Genomic DNA, 12,293 nt, shown 5'->3' with positions numbered 1-12,293 from the left:
GTTAACCGTCCTTCTTGTCCGTCGGGTCGAGCAGCTCGGTCGCGAGCCGGTCGAACTCCTCGCCGTAGCCTGCCCGGTCGGTCCGGGCCAGACCACCGAGGGCGATGCGCGCGCCCCTGCCGTCGCACGGGGTCACCCGCACCCAGAACCGGCGACGCGTGACCGACAGCGACAGCGCGAGGCCGCCGACCATCAGCACCGCCGCGACCAGCACCCAGGACTGGCCGGGGTCGTGGCCCACCTGCAGGTTCACCCACGGGGTGACGCCGTCGAACCGCACGACCGTGCCGTCCGGCAGCCGGGTGCTGTCGCCGATCCCGAGCCGCGCCGTGGCGACGGAGCGCAGCTCGCCGTCGTCGATCTTGCTCTGGTCGACGCTGAAGATCGACTGGCCGCGGCCGTCGTCGATGCCGAGGTCGCCGAGGAGCACGTCGACGTCGGCGGTCGGCGACCGCACGTCCGGGTGCACCGACACCAGCCTGCCCTCGGGGTCGACCGCGCCGGTCGGCGCGAACGTCCCGGTGACGGCGAGCTGCGTGGTGCGCCGCTGCTCCGGGTCGGTGATGCCGGGGCGCTCGAACTTCGTCGCCCCCTCCGACAGCTGGGTGCCGGACTGGTCGACCGGACGCCACTGGACCTCGCCGGTGCGGCTCTGCCCGTCCGGCCAGGTCACCGTGAACTCCGGGGCGTAGCCGTATCCGGTCAGGTAGACGCGGTCGCCGTCGGTGCGCAGCGGGTGGTTGACCGCGATCTCGTCGGGACGCCAGGTGCTGACGCCGTCACGGACGTCCTGCCCGGTCTGGTACCCGACCGAGGCACCGAAGGTCGACGGCTGGCCGTTCGGCAGCCAGGTGCCGTCGAACCGGTCGACCTTCACGCAGAAGTCGTTGAGGTCGGTGCCGTCGACGCGCAGCCCGGCGCGGAAGCTGTCGTAGCCGAGGATCGAGCTGTTGCAGAACTCGCTGCCGTCGGCGCGCACGATGACGTCGCCCTCGTAGCCGTACATCTTCCCGCCGGCCAGGCCGAGCAGGATGCCGATCAGGCTGAGGTGGAACACGAGGTTGCCGGTCTCGCGCAGGAACCCCTTCTCCGCCGAGATCGTGCGGGAACCGTCGTCCTCGGTGCGCTCGACGGTGCGCCAGCCGCGCAGCAGCCGCCGGGCCCTGGCCAGCTCGTCGTCGACGCCGGCGGTGGTGGTGTCGCCCTCGGCGTGGTGCGGCAGCCGCGCCAGGTTGCGCGGGGTCATCACCGGGGGTTGGCGGACCGAGCGCAGGTACTCGCCGGTGCGCGGGAACACGCAGCCGACCAGCGAGATCATCAGCAGCAGGTAGATGGCGGCGAACCACGGGCTCGCGAACACCTCGAACCCACCGACCGCGTCGATCACCGGCGCGATGGTCGGGTTGTCGCGGTAGAAGTCGTCCACGAGGAAAGCGTTCAGCGAGCGCTGCGGCAGCAGGGCCCCGGGCATCGCCGCCAGCGCGAGCAGGAACAGGAGCACCAGCGCGGTGCGCATGCTGGTCAGCCCGCGCCAGGTGTTGCGCAGGAACGACAGCGCGCGGACCAGCGGCCCGGGCCGCTGCGACGGCGGCGGTCCGCCGTCCGGTGTCGACACGGACGGCTGCGGCGGGGAGCTCATCAGATCGGCGGGGTGAACCCGGCGATCGAGACCTGCAGCGCGACCAGCCACTGGGACCACAGACCGGACACCAGCAGCGCCCCGACCGCGACCAGCAGCGCTCCCCCGGCGATCTGCACCGCCCGGGTGTGGCGGCGCAGCCAGCCCAGTGCGCGCACCGCCCGGGTCGCGCCCAGCGCGATCAGCACGAACGGGATCCCGAGCCCGGCGCAGTAGGCCAGGATCAGCACGATCCCGCGCACCGAGCCGCCCCCGGTGCCCGCGGCGACGGCGACGACCCCGGCCAGCGTCGGTCCGATGCAGGGCACCCAGCCCAGGCCGAAGACCGCGCCCAGCAGCGGGGCGCCCGCGAGGCCGACCCGCGGCGTCCAGTGCGAGCGGTACTCGCGCTGGAGCGCGGGGATGGCCCCGGCGAACGCCAGCCCCATCACGATCATCACGACGCCGCCGATGCGCTGCAGCAGCGCCTCGTTGTCGATGAGGACGTCGGACAGCCACACGACGCCGACCATGATCGCGCCGAACACGACGGTGAACCCGCCGACGAACAGCAGCGCGGCCCCGGCGACCCGCCAGCGGCCGTCGTCCCGGGCCGGTGCGACGGCGGCGGCCACGGCGCCGTCCTGCCCGCCGTCCCGGGGCACGGTCGCGGTCCCGCCCCGGCGGGCGGCGGTGCGGTCGCCCGCCTCGGCCGGGGTGACCGGCGGGGACTGCGCACCGACGAGCCCGGCGAGGTAGGCGAGGTAGCCCGGGACCAGCGGGACGACACAGGGCGAGGCGAAGCTCACCAGGCCCGCGGCGACCGAGACCAGCACTGCGAGCAGCAGCGGCCCCGAGATCGCCAGCGTCGTCGTCGCGTCCATCGCATCCCAGGGTAGAAGCCCTGCTCGGGGTGCCGCGCGGCGGGTTCTACAGCGTGTAGTTCACCGGGCGGCGCGCGACCGGCCGGTCACCCGGGGTCAGCGGGACGAACCGGCCCGCGGCTCGGCGGCCAGCCGCGTGATGAGCGGCAGCAGGTCGGAGCTGCCGACCGGGACCAGGAACACCGCGGCCACCCGGGAGTCGCGGTCGAGCACGATCGTCGAGGGGACGACGTTGCGCGGGTAGCCGTCGAGCCGGGCCAGGGTGCGGCCGGGCGCGTCGTAGATCGAGTCGTAGGTGATGCCGCGGTCGGTGACGAAGTCCAGGGCGGCCTGCCGGTCGTCGCGGACGTCGATCCCGAGGACGACGGCCTTGCCCATCGCCGCCTCGGCCACCGCCTGCAGCTCGGGGGCCTCGGTCCGGCACGGGCCGCACCAGGAACCCCAGATGTTGATGACCCGAACCGTGTCGGGGAAGTCGCCGATGCCGACCTGGGTGCCCTCGCGCAGCAGGCTCTCGCCACGCAGGTCGGTGATCGTCTGACGGCTCTCCGGCGGGTCGTAGGTGATGCGCACCTGGCCGCCAGGAGCGACGAACTGGAAGTCCTGGCCCGGTCCCCCGCCCGCGGCGTCGCGGCCGACACCGCACCCGGCGACGAGCACCAGCAGTCCCAGCAGGGCGGGCAGCAGGCGGCTCATGCGCCGGTCACCATCGCGCCGCTCGGGCCGGCCGGCTCGGCGTAGCGCAGCCCGGTCATCCGGGTGCCGGTGAACTCGATGCTGGTCAGCGAGGCCAGCGCGCACTGGCGACGGCGCGGGTCGTGCCAGAGCCGCTGGCCCATCAGGTAGCGGCGCAGCGTCCAGATCGGCAGCTGGTGCGACACGCACACGACCTCGCGGCCGGGGGCGAGCGCCCGTGCGGCGTGCACGGCGCCGAGCATCCGGTGTGCGATCGCGAGGTAGGGCTCGCCCCAGGACGGGGTGAACGGGTCGCGCAGCAGCCGCCACACCTGCGGGCGCTTGAGCGCGCCGTCGCCGACGCCGAACCGCTTGCCCTCGAAGAGGTTGCCGGACTCGATCAGTCCCTCGTCGGTGTGGATGTCGACGCCGTGGGCGTCCGCGATCGCGCGGGCGGTCTCCTGCGCGCGCTGCAGCGGCGACGCGACGACGGCGGCGACGTCGTTGCCGTCCAGGTACGCGGCGACGGTCTTGGCCTGGGCCCGGCCGTGGTCGGACAGGTGGTAACCGGGGATGCGGCCGTAGAGGACGCCCTCGGGGTTGTGCACCTCGCCGTGGCGCAGCACGTGCACCACGGTCACCGGTCCCGACGCGGGCGGGCTGGTCCGGTCACCCATGGTCAGACCCCGTCCGGTCGGGTGGCGGCGGCCGCGGCGCCCGCGGCGGCGGCGAGGCCGGTCTCGATCCGCTCGAAGGCCTCGTCGTCCAGCGCGGTGGAGACGAACCAGCCCTCGAAGGCGCTGGGCGGCAGGTAGACCCCGTGGTCGAGCATGGCGTGGAAGAACGCCGGGTAGCGCCAGGTCTCGGCGGCCTTGGCACGCGCGTAGTCGGTGACCGGGTCGGCGGTGAAGAAGGGGGAGAACATGGTGCCCGCGTACTGGATCATGTGGGCGACGCCCTCCCGGTCCAGCGCCGCGGTCACCATGGCGCCGATCCGGTCGGCGTTGGCCGCCAAGGTGGCGTAGACCGCCTCGTCGGCGTGGCGCAGCGTGGTGAGCCCGGCGGCGACGGCGACGGGGTTCCCGGCGAGTGTGCCCGCCTGGTAGACCGGCCCCGCCGGGGCCAGGTACGACATGTGCTCGGCGGACCCGCCGAACGCGGCGGCGGGCAGGCCGCCGGACATGACCTTGCCGAAGGTGTAGAGGTCCCCGGCGACGCCGTCGCAGCCGAACCAGCCCTGACGCGAGGCCCGGAAGCCGGTCATGACCTCGTCGATCACCAGCAGCGCGCCGTGCTCGTGCGCGAGGTCGCGCAGCGCCGCGTTGAACCCGGGGACCGGCGGGACGACCCCCATGTTCCCCGCGGCGGCCTCGGTGATCACGCAGGCGATCTCCGGGCCGCGCTGCTCGAACACGGTGCGGACGGCGTCGAGGTCGTTGTAGGGCAGCACCACGGTGTCGGCGGCCTGGGCGCCGGTGACGCCCGGGCTGGTCGGCAGGCCGAGGGTGGCGATGCCGGAGCCCGCGTCGGCGAGCAGCGCGTCCACGTGGCCGTGGTAGCAGCCGGAGAACTTCACGATCACCGTGCGACCGGTGATGCCGCGGGCGAGCCGGATGGAGCTCATCGTCGCCTCGGTGCCCGAGTTGACCAGGCGGACCTGCTCGACCGGGGTGCGGTCGACGATCTCGGCGGCGAGATCGATCTCGCCCGGGGTCGGGGTGCCGAACGACAGCCCCTGCGACGCCGCGGACCGCACCGCCTCGACGACGGCCGGGTGCGCGTGCCCCAGGATCATCGGCCCCCAGGAGGAGACGAGGTCGACGTAGGTGGCGCCATCGGCGTCGGTGAGGCGGCAGCCCTCGCCCGAGACCATGAACCGCGGGGTGCCGCCGACCGAGTTGAACGCCCGCACCGGGGAGTTCACCCCGCCGGGAATCAGCTCGGTCGCCCGCTCGAAGAGGCGGGCCGACTCCTTCGGTTCCGGGTTGCTCACGGTGGTCCCTGCGCTTCCGGTGCTCACGGGCCCAGTCTCGCAGCCGGTGTCAGGACCGGCTCGCGGCCCCGAGCTTGCGGGCGGCGTACCACTCCTTCGCCGGGCGGCCGAACAGCAGCGCGACCCCGGCAGCGGCGACGCCGACGACCAGCACCGCGAACACGGGCTGCCCGCCGATCAACATGATCAGCAGTAGTGGGAGCCCGTAGAGCACGAGCAGCACGATCAGCGCGATCCGCGCCCCGGCAGCACCGAGGAACGCGGCGATCGCCAGCGCGATCCAGACCAGTGCCAGCACCAGGAAGACCACGCCCATGACCCGCACCGCCTGGCCGAACTGGGCCATCGTCATCCCGGACGCGGCCAGCGCGGCGTCGAACTCCCCTCGCGGGATGCCGGAGTCGTTCAGCAGCGACTCGTTGACGGTCACGAACAGCGAACCGATGCCGGTGACCACGAACGGCACCGCCGCCGCGATCAACGCGACGAGCGCGGTCACGACCTGACGAGGCCGGGCCGGACGCCCCTGCGGCCCGCTGCCGAGACCCGCCGGGGGCGGTCCCCAGCCCGACGCGGTGTTCCACTGCGGGCCCTGCCCCGCCTGCGGCCCGGGGCCGGACTGCTGCCCGGGCCGCGGCTGCGCTGCAGAACCCGGCTGCGCTGCGGCGCCGGGCTGCGCTGCGGAGCCGGGCTGCGCTGCGGAGCCCGGCTGTGCCGTCGAGCCCGGGTGCCCGGTCGAGCCCGGCTGCGGTGCCGGCGAGGCGGGTGCCTGCGGCGGCGACGCCGGCGGCGTGGAGCCGCCGTGCCAGCCGTTCGGGTACGGGTTCTGCGGGTACTGCGGGTAGCGCCCCGTCGACGGCCCGGGCCGGTAGTACTGCGGGGCGTCGTGCTGTCCGGGGTCGCTGCTCACGTCGTCCACGGTAGCCGTGCCGGTGTCCGGTTTGCCACGTTCGGCGGTACCCGACGGCGCGATTCACTCTTCGCCGGACGCCCGGCGCCGGGGCCGAGATCGGGATCGGGATCGGGATCGGGATCGGGATCGGGATCGGGATCGGGATCGGGGCCCAGGGTCTGCGAACTCGCTTACCGGGTAAGCGAATTCGGAGAAAGGTGGCCTCGCTGGAACTTCCCCGGGCCGCCCACGGCGGACGCGCTCTCCACCGCGTGAGCAGAACAGAAGTCGTCCCGACGGTGGCGGGATCAGCCCCGGTCGAGCCAGGACGCGACCTCGGTGGCCCAGTAGGTCAGGATCACGTCCGCACCGGCGCGGCGGATCGAGGTCAGCGTCTCCATGATGGTCCGCTCGCGCTCGAGCCAGCCCCGGGCGACGGCAGCCTCGACCATCGCGTACTCACCGGAGATCTGGTACGCCGCGACGGGCACGTCGGCGACGTCGGCCACCCGGCCCAGGATGTCGAGGTAGGCCAGGGCGGGCTTGACCATCACAATGTCGGCGCCCTCGTCGAGGTCGAGCGCGAGCTCGCGCAGGGCCTCGCGCGCGTTGCCGCCGTCCTGCTGGTAGGTCTTGCGGTCACCCGTGAGCTGCGAGTTCACCGCCTCGCGGAACGGGCCGTAGAACGCCGAGGCGTACTTCGCGGTGTAGGCGAGGATGCCGGTATCGGTGAACCCGGCCTCGTCGAGCGCGGCGCGGATGACGCCGACCTGGCCGTCCATCATGCCGCTGGGCCCGACCAGGTGAGCACCCGCGCGGGCCTGCTCGACACCCATCCGCGCGTAGATCTCCAGCGTCGCGTCGTTGTCGACGCCGCCGTCGGCATCCAGCACGCCGCAGTGGCCGTGGTCGGTGAACTCGTCGAGGCACAGGTCGGACATCACGACCAGGTCGTCGCCGACCTCGGAGCGCACGTCGCGCAGGCCGACGTTGAGGATGCCGTCCGGGTCGACGGCGCCGGAGCCGGTCGCGTCGTGGTGCTCGGGGACGCCGAACAGCATCACGCCGCCGACGCCCGCGGCCGCCGCCTCCGCGGCCGCCTTGCGCAGCGAGTCGCCGGTGTGCTGCACGACCCCGGGCATCGAGCCGATCGGGACCGGCTCTGTCGCGCCCTCACGGACGAACATCGGCAGCACCAGCTGCCGCGGACGGACCTCGGTCTCGGAGACCAGCCGCCGCATCGCGGGGGTGGTCCGCAACCGTCGGGGACGCTGCGCCGGAAAACCCATGCGGACCAGGCTACGACCGCGCCGGACACACGTCGGCCCCGCACCACCTCGGGGGGCGGTACGGGGCCGGACGGGGACGGCTCAGCGGCAGTGCCGATGCGCCCTTCGCACGCTCAGCGGCGGCGAGCCTTCACCTTCTTCGGCGGCGGCAGGTTGCCCTCGGCGCGCAGCTTCGCGGTGTGGCTGGCCAGCGCGTCGACCAGGGTCGGGACCCGGGACTCCTCGGGCTGCACGTCGACCCGCAGGCCGAACTCGCGCGCGGTCTCCGCGGTGGCCGGGCCGATGCAGGCGACCAGGGTCCGGGCGTGCGGCTTGCCGGCGATGCCGACCAGGTTCCGCACCGTCGACGACGAGGTGAAGCACACCGCGTCGAAGCCGCCGGTCTTGATCGCCTCACGGATCGGCGCGGGCGGCGGGGCGGCCCGGACGGTCCGGTAGGCCGTCACGTCGTCGACCTCCCAGCCGCGCTCCTGCAGCCCGGCCGACAGCGTCTCGGTGGCGATGTCGGCGCGCGGGAGCAGCACCCGGTCGACCGGGTCGAGGACGTCGTCGTGCGGCGGGAAGATGTCCAGCAGGCCCTCGGACGTCGAGGACTGAGCCTCGTCGATGTCGGGGACGAGCTCGGGCTCGATGCCGAACTCGCGGACCTTCTCCGCGGTCGAGCGGCCGACGCAGGCGATCTTCACGCCGGAGAAGGCGCGGGCGTCGAGGCCGAACTCACCGAACTTCTCCCAGACGGCCTTGACCGCGTTGGTCGAGGTGAACACGACCCACTGGTAGCGGCCGTCGACCAGGCCCTTGACCGAGCGCTCCATCTGCGCGGGCGACCGGGGCGGCTCGACGGCGATCGTCGGCACCTCCTCCGGGATGGCGCCGTGCATCCGCAGCCGCTCGCTCATCACGCCGGCCTGGTCCTTGGTGCGCGGCACCAGGACCCGCCAGCCGTAGAGCGCGCGCGACTCCCACCAGGACAGCTCGCCACGGCGACCGGCGGCCTCGCCGACGGTGAGGACGAGCGCGCCCTCCAGGTCACCGCCGTCGGCGGCGATCCGCCCGACCGACGACGAGATGGTCCGCTGGGTGGAGGTGGTGCCGCCCGCGGTGATCGCGACCGGCGTCTCGTCCGGGACGCCCTGGGCGGTCAGACCGGCGGCGACGTCGCCGAGCAGCGCGCTCGTCGCGTGCAGCACGACCGGGCCCGGGCTCGCGGCCAGCGCGGCCCAGTCGACACCCGCGCGGACGTCGGCCTCGACGTGCGCCGACCCGAGCGCGACACCGGCGTAGGCCGGGACCGCGGTCGAGGACGGGACGCCCGGAACCACGTCGAACGGCGTGCCCGAGGCGGACACGGCCATCGCCTCGGCGACGACGGCGTCGTTGGTCAGCGGGTCACCGGAGACCAGCCGGGCCACCGAGCGGCCCTGACCGGCCTCGCTGAGCAGGTCGCTCGCGATGTCGGCGGGCTGCCCGACGGCCGGGCGCACCTCGGCGCCGTCCGCGGCCAGGGCGAGGATGCCCTCGGGCACGTCCGGGTCGGTGATGACCAGCGGCGAGCCGGTGAGCACGTCCCGGGCACGCACGGTGAGCAGCGCCGGGTCCCCCGGTCCGCTGCCCACGAAGGCGATCCGCCCCGAGGTGTTGGCAGGTCCTGTCATTGAAGAAACTCCCGAATCAGCGGTTGGCGGGACCACCGGGACCTGCGGGGCGCAGGTCCTCGGCTCCCAGGTCGAGAAGCTCGAGGGCGACCGCGGCCCCGATCTTCTCTGCGTCGTCCATGTCTCCGGTGGCGGAGGCGCGCACCACGTCGCCCCCCGCGATGTCCCCGATCCCCAGCGCGCCGCGCAGCGACAGCCGGTCGACCGCGCGGCCGTCGTCGTCGAGGTCGGAGACGACCTCGGCGAGCGCCCCGACGGGGGTGAAGCACTGGGCGTCCAGGCCCGCGAGCACCGCACGCTCGGCGGTGACGGCGAAGCGCACCCCGCTGTCGTCCAGCACCGCGGCCAGCGCCGCCACCAGGTCGGTGTCGGCGGTGCGGCACTCGATCGCCAGCGCGCCCTGGGCCGGGGCGGGCAGCATCTGCAGCGGGTCGATCAGCTCGTCCGCCTCGTCGACGCGGCCCAGCCTGCGCAGTCCCGCGGCGGCCACGACCACCGCGTCCAGCTCGCCGGACCGCACCTTCCCGATCCGGGTGTCCACGTTCCCGCGGATCGGCAGCACCTCCAGCCCCAGGCCGAGCGCGTGCAGCTGCACGGTCCGGCGCGGGGATCCCGTCCCGACCCGGGTACCACGGCCCAGCTCGCCGAGCACCCGACCGCCGGTGACCAGCGCGTCGCGGACGTCCTCGCGCTCGGGGACCGCCGCGATCGTCAGCCCCTCGGGCTGCGCGCTCGGCAGGTCCTTGTACGAGTGCACGGCCACGTCGATCTCGCCGGCGTAGAGCGCGTCGCGCAGCTGCGAGACGAACACCCCCACCCCGATCTGCGGGATCGGCGCCGACGAGCGGTCACCGCTGGTCGAGATGGTGACCAGCTCGCACGGGTGGCCGGCGGCGACGAGCCGGTCGGCCACGGTGGTGGACTGCGCGACCGCCAGCTTCGACGGCCGGGTACCGATCTTCAGGACGCTCACGAGATCTGTTCCGGGGGACGGGACCCGATCGACGGGGTGACGTCGAACGGCACGGCGGGGTCGCTGAAGCGCAGGGCGGCGGCGACGTCGCCGCCGTCGACGCTGGCGTCGGCGCCACGGACCGGGGCGGCGACCGCGGCGGCGGCCTGCGGGTCGAGTTCGAACAGGGTGCGCAGCGCCGCGGCGTAGCTGTCCCCGTCCGGGCCCTCGGCCAGGCGCTTCACCTGGACGGTGGGGGTGTGCAGCAGCTTGTCGACGACCCGGCGCACGGTGCGGGAGAGCTCCTCGCGGACCCGGGCGTCCAGATCGGGCAGCCGCGAGTCGAGGCGCAGCAGCTCGGCGTCGACGACCTCCGAGGCGCGCCGGCGCAGCGCGGTGACCGTCGGCGTGACCTCGGCCGAGCGCTGCCCGGCCAGGTATTGCTGGGCCTCGGCGTCGACCATCTTCTGGGCCACGGCGACCGAGCCGCCGTCGGCGACGTCGAGCAGCCGACGCTGCAGGGTGATCAGGTCGACCATGCGCACGCCGGCCAGCTCGCCGACGGCCGGGTCGACGTCGCGCGGCAGGCCCAGGTCGCACACGACCAGGGGGGTGGTACGGCCGTTCAGCGCCTGCGCGACCGGCTCGACGTCGACGACGTGGCCGATCGCGCCGGTACAGGCCAGCAGCAGGTCCGTCTCGCGCAGCTCGGCGGCCAGGTCGTCCATCACCGCGAAGCGCGCCGTGGTGCCCGGGTCGGCGTGCTCCAGGATCTTCTCGACGAGCCGCTCGCCGCGCTCGGCCGACCGGTTCAGCACGACGATCTCGCCCGCCCCGGCGCGACGCAGGTGGGCCGCGGCCAGCGCGCCCATCGCGCCCGCCCCGACGATGACGGCGCGGCGCCCGGCCAGACCGTCCCCGCCGAACTCGCGGTCGGCGTCGCGCAGGGCCTCCGACACGACCGAGGCGCCCGCCTCGTCGATACCGGTCCCGGCGTGCACCCGTTTGCCGACCCGCAGCGCCTGCTGCACCAGCTCGTGCAGGACCTTGCCGACGGCGCCCGCGGTGTCCGCGGCCGCGTAGGCCCCGCGCAGCTGGCCGAGGATCTGCGACTCGCCGACCACCATCGAGTCCAGGCCCGCCGCCAGCGCGAACAGGTGCTGGACCGCCGAGCCCGCGTAGTGCACGAACAGGTGCTCGGACAGCTCGCCGATCGGGAACCCGGCATGGGCACCGAGCACGTCGGTGATGTCGCCGAGGCCGCCGTGGAACGCGTCCACGACCGCGCAGATCTCGATCCGGTTGCACGTGGAGAGGACGATCGCCTCCTCCACGTGCGAGCGGTCGAGCATCTCCTCGAGCAGCTTGGGCACGTCACCTGGAGCGACCGCGAGGCGCTCCAGCACCTCGACCGGCGCGCTGCGGTGCGACAGGCCGACCACGAGGACGCTCATGGCTCTACGACACCACCGATTCGTTCGTCTTGTCCGTCACCGCGGCGGCACCGGTGTGCCGTCGCACCACGTGGAACGCGAGGACCTGCAGCTCGACCGACAGGTCGACCTTGCGGACCTCGACGTCGTCCGGGACTGTGAGCAGCACCGGAGCGAAGTTGAGGATGGACTGCACACCCGCCGCCACGAGCAGGTCGCAGACCTTCTGGGCAGCCGGTCCCGGCGTCGCGATCATCCCGATGGTGACGCCGCCCCCGGCGCACACCTCGGGGATCTCGCGCGCGTGCCGCACCCGGATGCCGTTGATCTCGCTGCCGACGAGGTCGTCGTCGACGTCGAACAGGGAGCTGACCCGGAAGCCGCGGCCCGCGAAGCCGGAGTAGCCGGCCAGGGCGTGGCCCAGGTTGCCGACGCCGACCAGCGCGACCGACTGCCGCTGGTCCATGCCCAGCTCGCCCTGCAGCCGACCCTGCAGCGAGGCGACGTCGTAACCGACGCCGCGCACACCGTAGGAACCCAGGTAGGACAGGTCCTTGCGGAGCTTGGCCGAGTTGACGCCGGAGGCACCGGCGAGTTCCTCGGACGACACCGTCTCGACGCCCGCGTCGCGCAGCTCACCGAGCACGCGCAGGTACACCGCGAGCCGGGACACGGTCGCCTCGGGCACCGGGCGCGCGGGGCGCTCGCCGGTGCCGTCGGGCGCGGCGACGCCGGACTCGGGCGGCAGGGTCACGGGCCGTCCTCCTCGGGCGTCGGTCGGCGGGCGGCCGGGGTCCCGGCGGCCGTCCTGCTCACGGGGGCTTGTCCGCGGGCGGTCGGTCATCGAGACTGGGCGTGCTCCGTTCGGGGATGTACAGGGGCCGGTCGTCGGCGTGCTCGCG

The 12,293-nt window shown here is 74.0% G+C and carries 11 protein-coding genes; all 11 read right to left on the bottom strand.

Features of this window, described 5'->3' with window-relative positions; translation table 11 throughout:
* Position 1 precedes the first annotated feature (1 nt).
* A complete protein-coding gene (gene resB, locus XF36_RS00520; RefSeq protein ID WP_082375077.1) occupies positions 2–1,639 on the bottom strand; it encodes a cytochrome c biogenesis protein ResB in 1,638 nt (545 codons plus the stop codon).
* Positions 1,639–2,502: a cytochrome c biogenesis CcdA family protein gene (locus tag XF36_RS00515; RefSeq protein ID WP_060710459.1), complete on the bottom strand. Its 864-nt coding sequence runs from the start codon at positions 2,500–2,502 to the stop codon at positions 1,639–1,641. The genes resB and XF36_RS00515 overlap by 1 nt, the downstream gene beginning before the upstream one ends.
* 96 nt (positions 2,503–2,598) lie before the next feature.
* The gene (locus XF36_RS00510; RefSeq protein WP_060710458.1) at positions 2,599–3,198 is read right to left on the bottom strand and encodes a TlpA family protein disulfide reductase; all 600 of its coding nucleotides are present in this window, start codon (positions 3,196–3,198) and stop codon (positions 2,599–2,601) included.
* On the bottom strand, positions 3,195–3,854 hold the full coding sequence (locus XF36_RS00505; RefSeq protein WP_060710457.1) for a histidine phosphatase family protein: 660 nt from the start codon (positions 3,852–3,854) through the stop codon (positions 3,195–3,197). The genes XF36_RS00510 and XF36_RS00505 overlap by 4 nt, the downstream gene beginning before the upstream one ends.
* 2 nt (positions 3,855–3,856) lie before the next feature.
* On the bottom strand, positions 3,857–5,170 hold the full coding sequence (gene hemL / locus XF36_RS00500) for a glutamate-1-semialdehyde 2,1-aminomutase (protein ID WP_060710456.1): 1,314 nt from the start codon (positions 5,168–5,170) through the stop codon (positions 3,857–3,859).
* Positions 5,171–5,219: 49 nt separating this feature from the next.
* The gene (locus XF36_RS32870) at positions 5,220–6,080 is read right to left on the bottom strand and encodes a hypothetical protein (protein ID WP_193393994.1); all 861 of its coding nucleotides are present in this window, start codon (positions 6,078–6,080) and stop codon (positions 5,220–5,222) included.
* Between the two features lie 290 nt (positions 6,081–6,370).
* Positions 6,371–7,351: a porphobilinogen synthase gene (gene hemB / locus XF36_RS00490; protein WP_082375076.1), complete on the bottom strand. Its 981-nt coding sequence runs from the start codon at positions 7,349–7,351 to the stop codon at positions 6,371–6,373.
* A gap of 113 nt (positions 7,352–7,464) precedes the next feature.
* On the bottom strand, positions 7,465–9,006 hold the full coding sequence (locus tag XF36_RS00485; RefSeq protein ID WP_060710453.1) for a uroporphyrinogen-III synthase: 1,542 nt from the start codon (positions 9,004–9,006) through the stop codon (positions 7,465–7,467).
* 16 nt (positions 9,007–9,022) lie between these two features.
* Complete coding sequence (hemC, locus tag XF36_RS00480; RefSeq protein WP_060710452.1) at positions 9,023–9,979, bottom strand: hydroxymethylbilane synthase; 957 nt, start codon at positions 9,977–9,979, stop codon at positions 9,023–9,025.
* Complete coding sequence (locus tag XF36_RS00475; RefSeq protein WP_060710451.1) at positions 9,976–11,412, bottom strand: glutamyl-tRNA reductase; 1,437 nt, start codon at positions 11,410–11,412, stop codon at positions 9,976–9,978. Before XF36_RS00475 ends, hemC begins: the two co-directional genes overlap by 4 nt.
* A gap of 4 nt (positions 11,413–11,416) precedes the next feature.
* Entirely contained in the window at positions 11,417–12,145 is a 729-nt protein-coding gene (locus XF36_RS00470) for a redox-sensing transcriptional repressor Rex (protein ID WP_060710450.1), read from the bottom strand.
* Positions 12,146–12,293 lie beyond the last annotated feature (148 nt).

This window comes from Pseudonocardia sp. HH130629-09 (assembly GCF_001294645.1).
GTDB lineage: Bacteria > Actinomycetota > Actinomycetes > Mycobacteriales > Pseudonocardiaceae > Pseudonocardia.
Note: the sequence above shows the minus strand (reverse complement) of the source record. Positions and strands in the feature narration are given on the sequence as shown.

What these genes read in the sequence shown, in the direction of transcription:
- resB (WP_082375077.1), bottom strand. Translation starts at nt 1,639, where the DNA reads ATGAGCTCCCCGCCGCAGCCGTCCGTGTCGACACCGGACGGCGGACCG.
- XF36_RS00515 (WP_060710459.1), bottom strand. Translation starts at nt 2,502, where the DNA reads ATGGACGCGACGACGACGCTGGCGATCTCGGGGCCGCTGCTGCTCGCA.
- XF36_RS00510 (WP_060710458.1), bottom strand. Translation starts at nt 3,198, where the DNA reads ATGAGCCGCCTGCTGCCCGCCCTGCTGGGACTGCTGGTGCTCGTCGCC.
- XF36_RS00505 (WP_060710457.1), bottom strand. Translation starts at nt 3,854, where the DNA reads ATGGGTGACCGGACCAGCCCGCCCGCGTCGGGACCGGTGACCGTGGTG.
- hemB (WP_082375076.1), bottom strand. Translation starts at nt 7,351, where the DNA reads ATGGGTTTTCCGGCGCAGCGTCCCCGACGGTTGCGGACCACCCCCGCG.
- XF36_RS00485 (WP_060710453.1), bottom strand. Translation starts at nt 9,006, where the DNA reads ATGACAGGACCTGCCAACACCTCGGGGCGGATCGCCTTCGTGGGCAGC.
- XF36_RS00475 (WP_060710451.1), bottom strand. Translation starts at nt 11,412, where the DNA reads ATGAGCGTCCTCGTGGTCGGCCTGTCGCACCGCAGCGCGCCGGTCGAG.